Annotated in this window: 13 protein-coding genes and 3 pseudogenes; 3 read left to right on the forward strand and 13 right to left on the reverse strand. The window is 62.6% G+C overall.

What is annotated here, in order from left to right; genetic code table 11:
- Nucleotides 1-13 precede the first annotated feature (13 nt).
- The 8 genes and pseudogenes from accD to H2O14_RS12630 all read right to left on the reverse strand — a co-directional run bounded on the left by accD (nucleotide 14) and on the right by H2O14_RS12630 (nucleotide 7,708).
- The gene (gene accD / locus H2O14_RS12595; RefSeq protein WP_182827920.1) at nucleotides 14-892 is read right to left on the reverse strand and encodes an acetyl-CoA carboxylase, carboxyltransferase subunit beta; all 879 of its coding nucleotides are present in this window, start codon (nucleotides 890-892) and stop codon (nucleotides 14-16) included.
- A gap of 46 nt (nucleotides 893-938) precedes the next feature.
- Entirely contained in the window at nucleotides 939-1,781 is an 843-nt protein-coding gene (gene trpA / locus H2O14_RS12600; protein WP_182827921.1) for a tryptophan synthase subunit alpha, read from the reverse strand.
- A 5-nt stretch (nucleotides 1,782-1,786) separates the two neighbouring features.
- Nucleotides 1,787-3,007, reverse strand: a complete 1,221-nt coding sequence (trpB, locus tag H2O14_RS12605) for a tryptophan synthase subunit beta (protein WP_182827922.1) — start codon at nucleotides 3,005-3,007, stop codon at nucleotides 1,787-1,789.
- Nucleotides 3,008-3,018: 11 nt separating this feature from the next.
- On the reverse strand, nucleotides 3,019-3,672 hold the full coding sequence (locus tag H2O14_RS12610) for a phosphoribosylanthranilate isomerase (RefSeq protein WP_182827923.1): 654 nt from the start codon (nucleotides 3,670-3,672) through the stop codon (nucleotides 3,019-3,021).
- Between the two features lie 75 nt (nucleotides 3,673-3,747).
- The gene (locus H2O14_RS12615) at nucleotides 3,748-4,506 is read right to left on the reverse strand and encodes a M48 family metallopeptidase (protein ID WP_182827924.1); all 759 of its coding nucleotides are present in this window, start codon (nucleotides 4,504-4,506) and stop codon (nucleotides 3,748-3,750) included.
- Nucleotides 4,507-4,588: 82 nt separating this feature from the next.
- On the reverse strand, nucleotides 4,589-5,026 hold the full coding sequence (locus tag H2O14_RS12620) for a DUF2852 domain-containing protein (RefSeq protein WP_182827925.1): 438 nt from the start codon (nucleotides 5,024-5,026) through the stop codon (nucleotides 4,589-4,591).
- A 162-nt stretch (nucleotides 5,027-5,188) separates the two neighbouring features.
- Nucleotides 5,189-6,510 (reverse strand): annotated as a pseudogene (locus H2O14_RS12625) (polyhydroxyalkanoate depolymerase).
- A 175-nt stretch (nucleotides 6,511-6,685) separates the two neighbouring features.
- Nucleotides 6,686-7,708 (reverse strand): zinc-binding alcohol dehydrogenase family protein, encoded by a 1,023-nt coding sequence (locus H2O14_RS12630; RefSeq protein WP_182827926.1) that lies wholly within the window; start codon nucleotides 7,706-7,708, stop codon nucleotides 6,686-6,688.
- A gap of 134 nt (nucleotides 7,709-7,842) precedes the next feature.
- On the opposite strand from H2O14_RS12630, the gene H2O14_RS12635 reads away from it, so the two are divergent.
- The 3 genes from H2O14_RS12635 (at nucleotide 7,843) to H2O14_RS12645 (ending at nucleotide 10,685) form a co-directional block, all read left to right on the forward strand.
- Nucleotides 7,843-8,724 carry a GntR family transcriptional regulator gene (locus tag H2O14_RS12635; RefSeq protein WP_182827927.1) on the forward strand — a complete coding sequence of 294 codons (882 nt, stop codon included), beginning with the start codon at nucleotides 7,843-7,845 and terminating at the stop codon, nucleotides 8,722-8,724.
- 8 nt (nucleotides 8,725-8,732) lie between these two features.
- On the forward strand, nucleotides 8,733-9,830 hold the full coding sequence (locus H2O14_RS12640; protein WP_182827928.1) for a mannitol dehydrogenase family protein: 1,098 nt from the start codon (nucleotides 8,733-8,735) through the stop codon (nucleotides 9,828-9,830).
- A 267-nt stretch (nucleotides 9,831-10,097) separates the two neighbouring features.
- Nucleotides 10,098-10,685, forward strand: coding sequence for a nitroreductase family protein (locus H2O14_RS12645; protein WP_182827929.1), 588 nt, complete (start codon nucleotides 10,098-10,100; stop codon nucleotides 10,683-10,685).
- Between the two features lie 86 nt (nucleotides 10,686-10,771).
- Here the strand turns inward: H2O14_RS12645 and gyrB are convergent, their stop codons facing one another.
- From gyrB to H2O14_RS12670, 5 genes and pseudogenes are all read right to left on the reverse strand, one after another.
- Nucleotides 10,772-13,210 carry a DNA topoisomerase (ATP-hydrolyzing) subunit B gene (gyrB, locus tag H2O14_RS12650; protein ID WP_182827930.1) on the reverse strand — a complete coding sequence of 813 codons (2,439 nt, stop codon included), beginning with the start codon at nucleotides 13,208-13,210 and terminating at the stop codon, nucleotides 10,772-10,774.
- Nucleotides 13,211-13,354: 144 nt separating this feature from the next.
- Entirely contained in the window at nucleotides 13,355-13,732 is a 378-nt protein-coding gene (locus H2O14_RS12655; protein WP_182827931.1) for a helix-turn-helix domain-containing protein, read from the reverse strand.
- Nucleotides 13,729-14,283: a Smr/MutS family protein gene (locus tag H2O14_RS12660; protein WP_182827932.1), complete on the reverse strand. Its 555-nt coding sequence runs from the start codon at nucleotides 14,281-14,283 to the stop codon at nucleotides 13,729-13,731. Before H2O14_RS12660 ends, H2O14_RS12655 begins: the two co-directional genes overlap by 4 nt.
- Nucleotides 14,273-15,386: pseudogene (locus tag H2O14_RS12665) on the reverse strand (murein transglycosylase A). Before H2O14_RS12665 ends, H2O14_RS12660 begins: the two are co-directional and overlap by 11 nt.
- A 5-nt stretch (nucleotides 15,387-15,391) precedes the next feature.
- A pseudogene (locus tag H2O14_RS12670) lies at nucleotides 15,392-16,104 on the reverse strand (Tim44/TimA family putative adaptor protein).
- Between the last annotated feature and the right edge of the window lie 72 nt (nucleotides 16,105-16,176).

Consider the following 16,176-nt stretch of genomic DNA (forward strand, 5'->3'; position numbering starts at 1 on the left):
CCCGGTCCGGATCTTATGCCGCTTCGGCGACGACGTCGGGCAGATTGAGCATCATGCGGGTCAGCCGCGCCAGCGTGTCGGGAATGTCGTGACGGCGAATGACCATGTCGACCATGCCGTGTTCGAGCAGATATTCCGAGGTCTGGAAGCCTTCCGGCAGTTTTTCGCGGATGGTCTGCTCGATGACGCGCTTGCCGGCGAAGCAGATTTCCGCGCCGGGTTCGGCGAGATGGACATCGCCCAGCATGGCGTAGGAGGCGGTGACGCCGCCGGTGGTGGGATTGGTCAGCACGACGAAATAGGGAAGGCCGGCTTCCTTCAGCATTTCCACCGCCACCGTGGTGCGCGGCAGCTGCATCAGCGACAGGATGCCTTCCTGCATGCGAGCGCCGCCCGAAGCCGGGAAAATCACCAGCGGGCAATGCTCGGCGATGGCGCGCTCGAAGGCCTTGATGATGGCTTCGCCGGCGGCGAGGCCGAGCGAGCCGCCCATGAAGGCGAATTCATGCACGACGCCGACCATCTTGACGCCGCGCACGAGGCCGACGCCGGCGAGGATCGTGTCTTCCTGGCTGGTCTTGGCGCGACCATCCTTGAGGCGGTCGGCATATTTCTTGGAATCGCGGAACTTGAGGGGATCCTGCGGCACTTTCGGCTGCGGGAGAGCCTCGTAGCGGCCATCGTCGAACAGGTCGGCCAGTCGTTCCTTAGCCGGCATCTTCATGTGATAGCCGGAATTCGGAATGACCCATTTGTTGGCTTCCAATTCCTTGTGGAAGACCATTTCGCCCGTCTCCGGGCATTTGATCCAGAGATTCTCGGGCACGTCGGCGGTGGGCCGACCGAGCATGGAATTGATCTTCGGACGGACGAAATTGGTGATCCAGTTCATGGCTCAAACTCCTGACCGGGGGCGTTTCCGCCCCGATATGGCTGTTTTACTCGGCGGCGGCTGCAAGGCGGGCGGCGCGCACGCCGGTGGACAGGCCGTTGACGAAAGTGACGACCGCCTGGACCGTATCGGCCGTGGCGCGGCCTTCCTTGTCCAGTGAGGTCGCGACCTGGTTGATGATGGCGGTGCCGACCACGACGCCATCGGCGGCCGCGCCGATCAGCCGGGCGTGTTCGGCGGTCTTGACGCCGAAGCCGACGCAAACCGGCAGGTCGGTATGGCTCTTGATGCGGCGCACCGCGCCGGCGATCAGCGAGGGATCCGGCAGTGCAGACCCCGTGATGCCATTCATCGAGACGTAATAGACGAAGCCCGACGTATTGGTCAGCACCTTGGGCAGGCGCTTGTCGTCGGTGGTGGGCGTGGTCAGGCGGATGAAATTGACGCCCTTGCGGATGGCCGGGATGCAGAGTTCGTCATCCATCTCGACCGGGAGATCGACGATGATGAGGCCATCGATGCCGGCGTCCACCGCGTCATCGAGGAAACGTTCGACGCCATAGATATAGATGGGATTGTAATAGCCCATCAGCACGATCGGCGTGGTCTGGTCGTTCTCACGGAATTCGCGCGCCATCTGGATGGTCTTGGCCAGCGAGTGACCGTTCTTCAGCGCCCGCTGGCCGGCGAGCTGGATGGCCGGGCCATCCGCCATCGGATCGGAAAACGGCGCGCCGAGCTCGATGATGTCGGCGCCGGCGCCCGGTAGCGCCTTCATGATCTCGAGCGAGGTCTGGTAATCCGGGTCGCCCGCCATGAAATAGGTGACGAGCGCGGGCCGACCCTCAGCCTTGAGGTCGGCGAATTTCTTGTCCATGCGTGCGGTCATCGCGATCAGAGCCCCATTCCCAAAATCTTGCCGACTGTAAAGATGTCCTTGTCGCCGCGGCCGCAGAGATTCATCAGGATGATCTCGTCCTTGCCCATTTTCGGCGCGCGCTTGACGACTTCGGCGAGCGCATGGCTCGGCTCGAGCGCCGGGATGATGCCTTCGGTGCGGGTGAGCAGCTGGAAGGCGGCGAGCGCCTCATCATCCATGATCGGCACATATTCGGCGCGGCCCATGTCCTTCAGCCAGGAATGTTCGGGGCCGATGCCGGGATAATCGAGACCGGCGGAGATGGAATGGCCTTCCTTGATCTGGCCGTCGCCGTCCTGCAGCAGATAGGTGCGGTTGCCATGCAGAACGCCCGGCGATCCGGCCGTCAGCGAGGCGCAATGTTCTTCCCCGTCCAGGCCCTTGCCGCCGGCTTCGACCCCGACGATGCGGACCGACTTGTCGTCGAGGAAGGGATGGAAGAGGCCGATGGCGTTGGAGCCGCCGCCGACGGCCGCGACCAGCATGTCGGGCAGACGGCCTTCGGCGGCCAGCATCTGCTCGCGCGCCTCGCGGCCGATGACCGACTGGAATTCGCGCACCATTTCCGGATAGGGATGCGGCCCGGCGGCGGTGCCGATCATGTAATAGGTGTCGTCGACATTGGTGACCCAGTCGCGCAGCGCCTCGTTCATGGCGTCCTTCAGCGTGCCGTTGCCGGCGGAGACCGGGATCACTTCGGCGCCGAGCAGCTTCATGCGGAACACGTTTGGCGCCTGACGCTCGACATCGGTCGCGCCCATATAGACGACGCAGGGCAGGCCGAAGCGGGCGGCCACGGTGGCCGAGGCGACGCCGTGCTGGCCGGCGCCGGTTTCGGCGATGATGCGGGTCTTGCCCATGCGCTTGGCGAGCAGGATCTGGCCGATGCAGTTGTTGATCTTGTGCGAACCGGTGTGGTTGAGCTCGTCGCGCTTGAAATAGACTTTCGCGCCGCCGAGCTCGGCCGTCAGGCGTTCGGCGAAATAGAGCGGGCTCGGGCGGCCGATATAATGCGTGCCGAGATTGGCGAGCTCGGCCTGGAATTCCGGATCGGTCTTGGCCTTGTTCCACTCCGCCTGCAGATCGAGGATCAGCGGCATCAGGGTCTCGGCCACGAAGCGGCCGCCATAAATGCCAAAACGGCCGTCTTCATCCGGTCCGGCGCGGTAGGAATTGGGCTTTGCGATCTCGTTCACGCGTTTTCTCCTCAGGCCGCCTGCGTCGCGCGACGCACAGCGGCGAAAAATTCGTCCATTTTCGCCAGGTCCTTGACGCCGGGGGCGGATTCTACGCCCGACGACACGTCGATTCCCCTGGGACGGGCGATGCGGATGGCCTCGCCGACATTGTCTTTCGTCAGTCCGCCCGACAGCATGTAATCCACCGAAGGATCGAGCGCCGTCAGCAACGACCAGTCGAAGCTGACGCCGTTGCCGCCGGGGAGCTCGGAGCCTTTGGGCGGCTTGGCGTCGAACAGATAGCGGTTTGCGAGCCCATCATAGGGCTCGATCCGCGCCAGATCCTCCGACGTCGACACCGACAAGGCCTTCATGACAGGCAGACCCGTCATGGCTTTTACGGTGAGAACCCGGTCAGGGCTCTCCGTACCGTGCAATTGCAGAATATCGGGCTTGATCATGGCGATCAGTTCGTCGAGATCGTCGTCATCGGCATTGACCGACACCGAGACGATCTCGGCGCGGCCGCGCACGCGATCGGCCAGACGGCCGGCGTCGGCGGGCTCGATATGGCGCGGGCTCTTCTCGAAAAAGATGAACCCGATATGGGTCGCGCCCAGTCGGACGGCGTGATCCACAGCCTCTTCGGTCTTCAATCCGCAGATTTTGATGTCGAGTTTCATCCGGCCCAACTCGCATGAAATGGATAAAGAGTCGAGCCGTTTTTACGCCATCTCCGCGCCGAGAATGCGGCGCAATCAGCCGAAATCATGCACATGAAGCATCGCGCCATTGCGCTTCAGCCAGTGCCGCGCCTCCTCCATGCGCGGGCAGAGCCGGGCGCAGATCGCCCAGAAGCGATCGGAATGGTTCATCTCCTTGAGATGGGCAACTTCATGGGCGGCGAGGTAATCGAGCACGTAAGACGGCGCCATGATGATGCGCCAGGAGAAGCTGAGCGCGCCGTCATGCGAGCAGGAGCCCCAGCGGCTTTTCGTGTCTTTGAGCGTGATGCTCTTGATCGTCGCGCCGACCGCGGCGGCATGCGCCTGGGCCCGCGCTTCGAGATCCCGACGCGCCTCGGCCTTCAGATAATCCTTGAGCCGCCGGGCGAGATGATCCTCGGCGCCGCCGACGCGAATGACAGCCTCGCCGTCGACCTCCGTGATCTGGGTCAGGCCTCTCAGGAGACCGGTGCGTTCGATGCGGTGGGCGACGCCGCGCAGTTGCAGATAGCGGCCTTCGGTCAAGGCGTTCGAACGGGGAAACCGGGCGAGCCGCGTCATCAACCAGCCTTCGTGGCGGGCGAGGAACTCGTCGATCTCGCGCGACTTCAGGCCGAGGGGCACGGTCAGCTTCAGCGCCTGACCGCCCGGCTCGATGCGCAGCGTGATGCGGCGGGCGCGCCGGTCTGGTTTGACGGTGAGCGGCAGAGACCGGCCCGCGACCTCATGGGTGCGAGTGGACGGCGCATTGGGCCGCTCGGGTTTCTGCAGGAAGGACAGCCGCGACAACATGAGACGAGGTCTAGCAGATTCAGCGCGCAAAACAAAAGCCGGCGCATGACGCGCCGGCTCGATTTGTCGAGACGTTGATTGCTCAGGCGGGATAACCCTGATCGGGCGTATCGACCTGATTGCGGCGCGCCTCGCGGTCACGCATGAAACGGTCGAATTCTTCCTGGTCACGGGCGCGGCGCAATTCGCGCATATAGGAGTCGAATTCCTCGCGCATCTCGTCGAGCTTGCGGCGCTCTTCTTCGATGCGGTCCAGTTCGGTCTTGCGCCAGTCGTCAAAGGCCATGTTGCCCGAGGCGAACTGGAAGCCTTTGTCGCGCCAGCGGCCGGAGCGGCAGGCGCGGGCGAAGCCGTCGACACGCGCATTGGCGTCGCGCTTGAAGGCGCTGAGACGATCGCCGAACAGGATATATGCCAGCATGGCCAATCCAAGCGGCCAGAAGACGACGAAGCCGAGGACCATCAAAGCGATGGTGGCCGGCGTCCATTCGGGCCGTATGAGAGGGGCGGTGCGGTACATGATGTCGTTTCCTCACGATTGCCTGGCCCGCAAAAGCGCGGACCATTGCAATCGATGTGGGAAACGCCGTGACGCATTCAAGCAGATCTCGGTCGAAATCGGACAAGAGCCTGAAACGTCTTGCGTTTTTCAATGCCTGCTTAAACACGCATAACGCGAAACTCAGTCCTTGGGCTGGGACCGGGCGCCCCGACGCGGCAGCTTGAGCTTCGGCGCGGACGATTTCGCCGGCGAGTTGGAGTTGACCGCTTCCGTTCTTGCGCCATGTTCGCGCATGAAGGAAATGATGCGGGGCACGATTTCCTTGCGGAAGCGCGAGCCGTTGAAGACGCCGTAATGGCCGACATCCGGCTGGACGTAATGGGCGCGCTTGCCGTCGGCGAGCGAGGAGCAGAGCGTCTGCGCCGCATGCGTCTGGCCGACGCCGGAAATGTCGTCGTTTTCGCCTTCGACGGTGAAGAGCGCGGTGCGGCGGATTTTGGAGCAATCGACGCGGGCGGAGCGATGCATCATCTCGCCCTTGGGCAGGGAGTGCTTGATGAACACGGTATCGACCGTCTGCAGATAGAATTCGGCCGTCAGATCCATCACGGCCAGATATTCGTCATAGAAATCGCGATGCTTGTCGGCGGAATCGCCGTCGTTCTTGACGAGGTGGAAAAAGAAATCCTTGTGCGCGATCATATGGCGGTCGAGGTTCATCGACATGAAGCCCGACAGCTGCAGGAAGCCGGGATAGACATTGCGCATGAAGCCCGGCTGCGGCCAAGGAACCTGCATAACGACATTGTCGGCGAACCAGCTGAGCGGCCTGTCCTGCGCAAGCTGGTTGACGGCGGTGGGATTGATGCGGGTGTCGATCGGGCCGCCCATCAGCGTCATGGAGGCGGGCGCAAGCGGATCGTTTTCGTCTTCCATACGGGCGACAGCGGCGAGGACCGGCACGGAGGGCTGGCAGACGGCCAGGACATGCGTGTCTTCACCGAGGAACCGAACCATGTCGATGATGTAATCGATATAGTCGTCGAGATCGAAGGAGCCCTCGCTCAAGGGCACCATGCGGGCGTCCTTCCAATCGGTGATGTAGATATCGGCATGGGGAGCAGCGCTTCGACCGTGCCGCGCAACAGCGTGGCGTAGTGGCCGGACATCGGCGCGACGATCAGCAACTTGGGATCGCGACCATGACCCGGGGGCAGAACGCGCTCGAAATGCAGGAGATCACAGAAGGGTTTCGAGAGCACCACATGCTCGTGCACCGATGCCGGTCTGCCCGCGATCGTCGTGGTCGGCAGTTCGAAGGCCGGCTTGCCATAGCGGCGGGTGGCGCGTTCGAACACTTCCAGCCCCGCAGCCATCGACCTGCCGAGAGCAGTGTAGGACAGCGGATTGAAGGGATTGGAATACGCGATCCTGAGCGATTCAGCCGTTGCCCGAGCAGGCGCCATGGCGGCGTGGCCGAATTCGTAGATGTGATAGAACATGTAAAACCTGCACCTTTTCCTGGGCCGGACCGCCGGTCACGCATGTTAATTCATAATCGACACTAACAGTTCCGACTTAATGGACAAGAAACGCGATCGCGCCAAGTCGATCGAAGTCATCACATCTGGTGACGAAATGCGGGAAATTCACCATCTTTGTGATGATTCTCACCGATCAGCCTTGCGCCTGGATGACCGCCTTGATCAGCCCAGATTTCTGATGCGCCCAGCGCGGCAGGTCGGTGATCGCGCCTGAAAAATCGGTGCGGTGGGTGATCAGCTGGTCCGTGTCGATCGCGCCGCTGCGGATAGAGGCGATGACGTGATCGAAATCGGCCTTCTGGGCGTTGCGGCTGCCGATGATCGACATTTCCCGCTTGTGGAATTCCGGATCGGCGAAAGTGATGTCGTCCTTGACCACGCTGACATAAACGAGGACGCCGCCATGAGCGACGAAAGGCAGCGCCGCCATCATCGAGGCGGCATTGCCTGTGGCGTCGAACACGGCCTCGAAGCCTTCGCCTTCGGTGATGGTCTTGGCCTGATCGAGCGCGGACGGGCCGACGGTGATGGAGGACGCCAGACCGAAGCGGCCATTCGCTTCCGCCAGACGCTCTTCGCTCAGATCCATCAGCGTCACTTCGAAGCCGGCGATGCGGGCGAAGAGCGCTGTTCCCAAACCGATAGGACCGGCGCCGACCACGAGCGCGCGCGCTCCCGGCTCGACGGAACCGGCGCGGCGCACGGCATGGGCGCCGATGGCGAGAAACTCCACCGTCGCGGCCTGTTCCGGAGACAGGCCTTTCGCCGGGTAAGCATTGACGGAGGGCACCACGATTTCCTCGCAGAAGGCGCCGTCGCGATGAACGCCGAGCACCTCGATCGCCATGCAGCAATTGGGTTTTCCGCGGCGGCAGGCGATGCAGCGCCCGCAGGCGATATAGGGATTGACAGCGACGAGATCGCCGGGCGCCAGACCGGAGCCGGCGGGCGCCTCCATGACATGAGCGGAAATCTCGTGACCCATGACGCGGGGATAGGCGAGGAAGGGATGCTTGCCTTCATAGATATGATAATCGGTGCCGCAAATGCCGATGTGGCTGACCTTCAGCCTTATTTCGCTGGCCTCCGCGGGCTGAGGCGCGGCGCGCTCCACCAGTTCGAGCCGACCGGGTTCGGCGCACAGAATCGCTTTCATCGTCTTTCCTCCCCTCGCCGCTCCCTCGGGCGGCGTCATGCGAATTGCTTTTGTCTTTTATCTACAATATACAATTCGCGCAATGGGAGGATCTGTCGTCGGGGAACGTGGCGACAGGGGCGGACGGAGGACCTATGGCGCGGCAGAATACGCTGTTCAAGGAGGCCTATAACAGGTGCCTGAGCGATATCGAGGAGCAGGAAAACCTGCCGTCGGAGCCGGAACTGGGCGAGAAATACGGCATCAGCCGCACCACGGTGCGAGCGATCCTCGGGCGGATGCGCGACAGCGGCCTGATCGAGTGGGACAAGCGCAACAAGATCGTGCTTCGGCCGCCCAAGGACGAAGACTATTTTCCCGCCGAAGAAACCAATTCGCTGAACGAAATCATCGAACGCGCCTTCATGAAACGCATCCTGACCGGCGAGGCCAGCCCGGGCGCGCAGATCAGCGAGGCGGAGATCGCCCGCGAAGTCGGGGCCGGCACGACCAGCGTGCGTGAATTCCTGATCCGCTTCTCGCGCTTCGGCCTGATCGAGAAGCGACCCAACAGCCATTGGGTGCTCAAGGGTTTCACCCTGAATTTTGCGCTCGAACTCAGCGAAGTGCGCGAGATGTTCGAATTCAAATCGGCCGAGGCCTTCGCCAGACTGCCGCCCGAGCATCCGGCCTGGGCGGAGCTCGATGCGATCGAGGACGAGCATCACGACCTGCTCGCCGACATCGAAAACCGCTTCCTGGATTTTTCGGCGCTGGACGAGCGGTTCCATCTGCTCGTGCATCGCGCCTCGGGCAACCGTTTCGTGATCGATTTTCACGACGTGATCGCCTTCATCTTCCACTATCACTATCAGTGGAACAAGACGCATGCCCGGGCGCGCAACGAGCGGGCGCTGCGCGAACATCTCGATTATATCGCCGCGCTGCGCTCGCGTGATCCCGCCCGGATCGACGCCGCCTGCCGCATTCATCTCGCATCGGCGCGTGAAACGCTGATCGCCTCCGTTCCCCATTGAGACCCATGATGACGACGCCCATTCTTCAATTCGGCACCAGCCGATTTCTGCAGGCCCATGCCGATCTGTTCGTCAGCGAAGCGCTGACGCGCGGCGAGGCGATTGGCCCCATCACCATCGTCCAGACGACACGATCCGGCGAACGCAGCAAGCGGCTGACGGCGCTCGCCGCGCAAGAGGGGTTTCCCGTGCGCATCCGCGGTTTGAAAGATGGTGAAGTGATCGACGAGACCAGGCGGATCACCTCCGTGAAAAAGGCGCTGTCGATCCATGACGATTGGGCCGAGACGGCTCGGATCTTCTCTGGAGAAGCGAGAGCGGTGATCTCCAACACCGGCGACGCCGGTTTCGACATCGGCGCCGAAGCAGACGAGATGCCGGAGGGCGCGCCAGAGAGCTTTCCCGGCAAATTGACCAAGCTCCTGCTCGGACGGTTCGAAACTGGCGGGGCGGCGCTGACCATCCTTCCGGCGGAGCTGATTTCGCGCAATGGCGATGCGCTGAAGGGGATCGTCCTGAGGCTCGCGGCGCGGTGGCGGCTGCCGCAGTCGTTTCTCGACTGGCTCGAGAGCGAGGTCATCTTCTCCAACACGCTGGTCGACCGTATCGTCTCCGAGCCGATCGAGCCGGCTGGCGCGGTGGCGGAGCCCTATGCGCTCTGGGCGATCGAAACACGGCCCGGCCAGATCCTGCCCTGTCTGCATCCCGATATCGTGACGGCGCCTGATATCTCTTCGTATGAACGGCTGAAGCTGTTCATTCTCAATCTCGGCCATACCGCGATGACCGAAAAGTGGCTGGCCTCGGACCTGCCGCGCGACATGGTGGTGCGCGATCTGCTGGCGCGCCCGGATTATCTCGATTTCCTGGAGCGACTCTACGCCGAGGAGATCATCCCCGGCTTCGCCATTCGCGGCATGAGGGACGAGGCGGAGGCCTATGCGCGCCAGACGATCGAGCGCTTCCGCAACCCGTTCCTCGATCACCGGCTCTCCGACATCGCCCAGAACCACCTCGAAAAGATCCGCCGACGCGCCGGCGGCTTTCTCGACTGGACCGGCGTCCATGCGCCCACTCTCGAAAATATGATCCAAACGGCCGCCTAGTACGTTCAATAAACGCTGCGTCCTCCGATCCGGTGGTTGATGTTTTCCGCCGGCTCGACTCTTATCGCAGCCGCATCTTCGGTTCGTTTCCGCCCGCTTGTTCAGAAAACAGCAAGCACGGAGGGCCGTCGGGCTTTTGCTGGCGCGTGCTCCTCCCCGGGTCGTATGCCCGATGCGCAGAAGGCCCGCTCGGTCCGAACCGATGCTGAAATCAACCTTGCGCCGCATCCCGATCGGGTGCGGCTACATTCTCGACAAGGAATAGACATGTCCGATAGCCGCCACGCCGACCATCCCGCCGCTTCGATGTTCGTGGAGCGCTGGTCGCCCCGCTCCTTCACCGGCGAAGCCCTGCCGGAATCGGCGCTGATGACCATTCTCGAGGCCGCCCGTTGGACGCCCTCGGCCAGCAACACCCAGCCCTGGCGCTTCGTCTATGGTTTGAACGGCACGCCTGAATTCGATAAGCTCGTCTCGGTGCTGATGGGCTTCAATCAGGTTTGGACCCCCAAGGCGGGCGCGCTGCTGCTCGTCGTGTCCAAGACCCAGACGTTCAATGCCGACGGCGCTCAGAGCCCACTGCGCTGGCATTCCTACGACACCGGCGCCGCCGGCCTCGCCATCGCCTTGCAGGCCGAGGCGCTCGGCTATCACGCGCATTCGATGGGCGGCGTCGAGGGCGAAAAGGCCAAGGAGGTCTTCTCCATTCCCGAAGGTTACAAGGTGGAAAGCGCCATCGCGATCGGCAAGCTGGGCCCCAGGGAGGCCCTGCCCGAAAAACTGCAGGAACGCGAAGTGAAGAGCGACCGCATGCCGGTCTCGGAATTTGCTTTCAAAGGCGAATTCAAAGCCTAACAAACTCTGAATGTTTCACGTGAATCATAGAAAACGCCGGGGATAACCCGGCGTTTTCGTATCAAGGCGACGCGTATCGAAGGCGATCAGATGTCGAGATTGGCGACGCTGAGGGCGTTTTCCTGGATGAAGTCGCGGCGCGGCTCCACCTCGTCGCCCATCAGGCGGGAGAACAGACCGTCGGCGTCTGTGGCGTCCTGCACCTTGACCTGAAGCAGCGAGCGGACATTCGGATCCAACGTGGTTTCCCAGAGCTGCTCGGCATTCATTTCGCCAAGACCCTTGTAGCGCTGCATCGACAGGCCCTTTCGGCCGAATGCGAAGACCGATTCGAGCAGCATGCGCGGGCCGGCGATTTCCGTCTCGCCTTCGCGACGCACCAGCGCCGGCGGCACGCCATAGATCTCGCCGAGACGCGACGACATCTGATCGATCATACGGGCATCCTGCGAGCCGATCAGCGCCATGTCGATGACCAGCGATTCCTTGACGCCGCGCACCATGCGTTCGAAACGCAGCGAACCGGCGTCGGACATTTCACCCGTCCAGCCGCGTTCGGTCTCCTCGGCGATGACGTCCATACGGCGAGCGATTTCGGCGGCCACGGCTTCGGCGCGGGCGCGGTCGCTCATCAGTTCGGCGTTCAGGCCGCCGGCGATCGCCGCCTGTTCGACGAGGGCGCGGTTGTAGCGGGAATGCAGACCGTCGATCAGCGTGCGGACGCGCAGCGCATCCTGGATGACGTCGCGCAGATCGGCGCCGATGCGAACTTCGCCTCCGCCTAGACGCAGCGACACATCTTCGAGGCCGGCGTCGATGAGATATTCATCCAGCGCCTTTTCGTCCTTCAGATAGGTCGAGGACTTGCCACGGCTGACCTTGTAGAGCGGCGGCTGGGCGATGAACAAATGGCCGCGCTCGATCAGCTCCGGCATCTGCCGGAAGAAGAAGGTGAGCAGAAGGGTGCGGATATGGGCGCCGTCGACGTCGGCGTCCGTCATGATGATGATCTTGTGATAGCGCAGCTTGTCGGCGTTGAACTCGTCCTTGCCGATGCCGGTGCCGAGCGCGGTGATCAGCGTGCCGATTTCCTGGCTCGACAACATCTTGTCGAAGCGGGCGCGTTCGACGTTGAGGATTTTGCCGCGCAGCGGCAGGATCGCCTGGTTCTCGCGCGAGCGGCCCTGCTTGGCCGAGCCGCCTGCCGAATCACCTTCGACGAGGAACAGTTCGGACTTGGAGGGATCGCGCTCGGAGCAGTCGGCCAGCTTTCCGGGAAGCGAGGCGATGTCGAGCGCGCCCTTGCGGCGGGTCAATTCGCGCGCTTTACGGGCGGCTTCGCGGGCGGCCGCGGCTTCGACCACCTTGCCGACCAGCGTCTTGGACTCGGACGGATGCTCCTCGAGCCATTGGTTGAGCGCTTCGTTGACCAGGTTCTCGACGACCGGGCGGACTTCGGAGGAAACGAGCTTGTCCTTGGTCTGCGACGAGAATTTCGGATCCGGCACCTTCACCGAGAGAACGGCGGTCAGGCCTTCGCGACAATCGTCGCCGGTCAGCGAGACCTTTTCCTTCTTGAGAATGCCGGAGCTCTCGGCGTAGCCGGTGATCTGGCGGGTCAGAGCGCCGCGGAAACCCGCGAGATGGGTGCCCCCGTCCCGCTGCGGGATGTTGTTGGTGAAGCACAGCATGTGTTCGTGATAGCTGTCGTTCCACCACATCGCGACTTCGACGGTGATGCCGTCCTTCTCGCTGCTGATCGAGATCGGCTTGTCGACCAGCGGCTTCTTGGCGCGATCGAGATAGGCGACGAAGGCTTCGAGACCGCCGGAATAGAGAAGCTCTTCCTGCTTGATGTCGGAATGACGCTTGTCGGTGAGGACGATGCGGACGCCGGAATTCAGGAAGGCCAGTTCGCGCAGGCGATGTTCGAGCGTCTGATAATCGAAAACCGTCTTGGTGAAGGTGTCGGGGCTCGGCAGGAAGGTCACTTCGGTGCCGGTTTCATTCGGCGAGTCCCCGATCACCTTCAGGGGCGCATCGGCGACCCCGTGGGTAAAGCTCATCTCATGGATCTTGCCTTCGCGGCGGATCTTCAGCTTGAGCCAGATCGACAGCGCATTGACGACCGAGACGCCGACCCCATGCAGACCGCCGGAGACTTTATAGGAGTTCTGGTCGAATTTGCCGCCGGCATGCAGCTGGGTCATGATCACTTCGGCGGCGGAAACGCCCTCCTCGTGATGGATGCCCGTGGGGATGCCGCGGCCATTGTCGGTGACGGTGCAGGATCCGTCGGCATTGAGGGTGACGGTGACCAGATCGGCATGGCCGGCCAGCGCTTCGTCGATGGCGTTGTCGACCACCTCATAGACCATGTGATGCAGACCGGAACCGTCGTCGGTGTCGCCGATATACATGCCCGGACGTTTTCTCACCGCGTCGAGGCCCTTGAGAACCTTGATGCTATCGGCGCCGTATTCGCCGGCGGGCGCCGGTGCGTCGTCTTCGGTGGGTCCGGTCATGGATGGCTTTCTCTTGGCTGTCTTGCAAAATCGTCGAAGGCGAAAAATCGGCCTTGCGAATCACTTTTCAGAAGGTGACCGACTATAGGATTTTTCGCCGAAAGGCCAAAGCGTGGCCATGGAAATAGGGCGTAAAACCGGTCGCTAGCGGGCTTTTTCCCGGAGAAAAACGATCCGATCGAGCATTTCCGTCAATTCCGTCACGGCGTCGGGCGGGAGGCCGCGAATTTCGGTCGCCAGACGATTGGCCAGGGCCGTGTAAGCCGCAGGCAGGCCTGTCGTGTCGACCACGACCCGCGGGTGCGAATGGGAAGCGACACGGAAAAGATCGTCGGCTTCATCCCAGATGATGTTGAAATAACCGGCGACACGCTGGAGGAAATCGAAGCTCGGCCGTCCGCGATGGCCGTTTTCGAGCGCCGAGAGATAGGCCGGCGTCACACCCAATGCAGCCGCCATCTGCTTCTGGCTGACGCCCCGTTCGCGGCGCAGCCGCCGCACGGCCTCGCCGAACGGCGTCATGACCGCTCACCGCGGCTGCGCGACAGGCGCACATAAAGCGCGCCGTCGCCGCCGTGATTGGCGGCCGCCGGCTCATAGGACGAAATCAGGGGGCGGAAATCGGGCTTGGAAAACCAGAGCGGCACCGCGCGCTTGAGCGCGCCGTCGCTGCCGATCGAACCGCCCTTGCCGGTAATCACCAGCACATGCCGGAGGCCGCGTTCATGGGCGCGGACCAGGAAGGAATGCAGGATGGCGTGCGCCTCGGACTGGAAAAGGCCATGCAGATCGATCCGCGCTTCGAGCTCCAGCCGCCCCTTGGCGAGCTTTCGCTTGACCGGCTTTTCGAGTGGATGATGGCGCGGCTGTTGCGGGCGGGGCGTGGGCGCGGGCTCGGTCATGGGCGCCGACACAAGGCTCGGCGGCGAGTTTGCTTCGCCGGATTCATGCTCCTTCATCAAGATTTCAAAAGCGTCGATATCGCCTATGCGACCCGGTAGCGCACGGGTGGTGCGCGCCACTTTGCCCCAGAGAATGCGGTCTTCGTGGGAGAGCTTCTTCTCACTCGCCATAACCCAGCTCCCGTGCGGCGCGATGGGGAAGAAGAAGAAAGAAATCGGCGGCGTCGCGCACATTGCCCGCAAGCTCGCCCGCAGCGTCGCCCGAGCCGATGAAGATATCGGCGCGGGCCGGACCGACGATGGCCGTACCGGTGTCGAGCGCCATCATCAGCCGACGAAACGGTTTTCCGCCGGTGAGATGCGTGAGGCTGTCCGATGAGAGATAGAACAGTGACGAAAACGTGTGGATCGTTCTGTCGACCGCGATCGACCGCATCGGCTGCAACGGAACCTTGGCGGCGGCGACGGGCCCCAAGGCGAGATCGCTGACCTCGGCGTCCCGAAAAAGATGTAGGAGCGGTTGGTCCAAAGGATTTCGTCCTGCCGATCTTCATGCGCCGCGAGCCAGGCGCGGATCGACTGCATGGAGATTTCCGCCTCGGCGATTTCTCCGAGCTCGATCAACCGCCGGCCGATTCCGGAGAAGGGATGTCCAGCCTTGGCGGCATAAGTGATGCGGCGGATAGCGCCGTCCGGATAGCGCAACCGCGCAGCGCCCTGGACATGAGCAAAAAGACGTCGACCCGCGACCGGGCCCAGGCAATCTCCAGTCCCCGGCCCGCCAATCCGCCGCGATCGATCTCGCCGCGGTCCAGATAGGCGCAGATCATCCCGTCCGGTCGCCGCTGGCCGAAAGCATAGGACGGATCGAGGTCTAGGGGGCGATTGGTCTCGTCGAGATCGACCAGGTCCGAGGGGCGGCGATAGAAGGGGTACTGGAATTCGTGGTCTCGATGTTCTGAAACATCCACAATCGGCTCATAATAGGCGGTGACGAAACCCGAGTCGCCGGAGGCGGGCCGAATGCGAAACGGCTGGAAACGGGTCTCGATGAATGTCCGCATTTCGGCCGGGCCCTGGGGATCGATCTCGACCGCCTGCTCGAAAATCTCCGCAAGCAATTCGGGGCGCAATCCCAGCGCCCCGGTTCGATAAGGTTTGACCTCGCGACCATGCGCGAGACAACGCCGCATCGACCCGAGCAGATCGCTGGGATCGTCTTCGGCCCAGCCGGGCAGTTCGGAATACGCCGCCGGGATCAGGCCGAAGCTCATCGTGGTCAGCCTTCCGACTGGGTCGAAACGAGCTTCCAGTTCGGATCGCGCGAACGGGTGTCGCGCAGGAAGGTCCAGCGGTCCTTGACCTCGGACACATCTTCGGCATTGCCATCCACCAGCGTTCCCGCCTTGTCATAGGTGGCGGAAATCAGCTGGCTGACGATCTTCATCGTCACGGTGACCTCCGGGCCTTCGAGATTGGCCGCAACCATTTCCGCCTTATCGATGCCGACGAAACTGAACTTGACCTTCTCGCCCGCCTTCTCCCGCTCGGCGATCGCGGCGTTGAAGCCCTCATAGACATCGTTGGAAAGCAGGTTCTTCAAGGTCTTGCGGTCGCCCTCCGCATAGGCGGTGACGATCATTTCATAGGCCGCCTGCGCTCCCTGAACGAATTGCTGCGGGTCGAACGACGGGTCTGCGTCGACGATCCGGCGCAATGATTCGTTCAGCGCGGCGCCGGGCGGGGCGAAATCATCGATCGACTGATAGCGATTTTCAGGTTCGGATGCGCCGCGCCGCGGCAGCGTGATGACCTTGCCGTCTTCCGCCGGCGCCTGGGGCCGTTCGGCCTCCCGCGCGGATTCGCGCGGCGAAAAAGGATCGTAGGGCTGCTTCTCATGCCCGGTGCGTTTTCCCAGAACGCTGCGGAGGTTCAAAAAATCAACGCCGCAACGATCAGGAAAAACAGGGTGATGATACTGTCTGTGCCCATGGCTGGCTTTGCCCTCGGTTCTTAAATTGCCTGCTTCGCTTCCCATATAGTCGTCCTATGAATATCATTCAA

This window comes from Rhizobium sp. G21 (assembly GCF_014158035.1).
Classification (GTDB): Bacteria; Pseudomonadota; Alphaproteobacteria; order Rhizobiales; family Rhizobiaceae; genus Rhizobium_E.

Excerpts from the sequence above, each read along its gene's own strand:
- H2O14_RS12640 (WP_182827928.1), top strand. The coding sequence starts at position 8,733 with ATGACGACGCCCATTCTTCAATTCGGCACCAGCCGATTTCTGCAGGCC.
- gyrB (WP_182827930.1), bottom strand. The coding sequence starts at position 13,210 with ATGACCGGACCCACCGAAGACGACGCACCGGCGCCCGCCGGCGAATAC.
- accD (WP_182827920.1), bottom strand. The coding sequence starts at position 892 with ATGAACTGGATCACCAATTTCGTCCGTCCGAAGATCAATTCCATGCTC.
- trpA (WP_182827921.1), bottom strand. The coding sequence starts at position 1,781 with ATGACCGCACGCATGGACAAGAAATTCGCCGACCTCAAGGCTGAGGGT.
- H2O14_RS12645 (WP_182827929.1), top strand. The coding sequence starts at position 10,098 with ATGTCCGATAGCCGCCACGCCGACCATCCCGCCGCTTCGATGTTCGTG.
- H2O14_RS12610 (WP_182827923.1), bottom strand. The coding sequence starts at position 3,672 with ATGAAACTCGACATCAAAATCTGCGGATTGAAGACCGAAGAGGCTGTG.
- H2O14_RS12630 (WP_182827926.1), bottom strand. The coding sequence starts at position 7,708 with ATGAAAGCGATTCTGTGCGCCGAACCCGGTCGGCTCGAACTGGTGGAG.
- H2O14_RS12655 (WP_182827931.1), bottom strand. The coding sequence starts at position 13,732 with ATGACGCCGTTCGGCGAGGCCGTGCGGCGGCTGCGCCGCGAACGGGGC.
- H2O14_RS12620 (WP_182827925.1), bottom strand. The coding sequence starts at position 5,026 with ATGTACCGCACCGCCCCTCTCATACGGCCCGAATGGACGCCGGCCACC.
- H2O14_RS12660 (WP_182827932.1), bottom strand. The coding sequence starts at position 14,283 with ATGGCGAGTGAGAAGAAGCTCTCCCACGAAGACCGCATTCTCTGGGGC.
- H2O14_RS12635 (WP_182827927.1), top strand. The coding sequence starts at position 7,843 with ATGGCGCGGCAGAATACGCTGTTCAAGGAGGCCTATAACAGGTGCCTG.
- H2O14_RS12615 (WP_182827924.1), bottom strand. The coding sequence starts at position 4,506 with ATGTTGTCGCGGCTGTCCTTCCTGCAGAAACCCGAGCGGCCCAATGCG.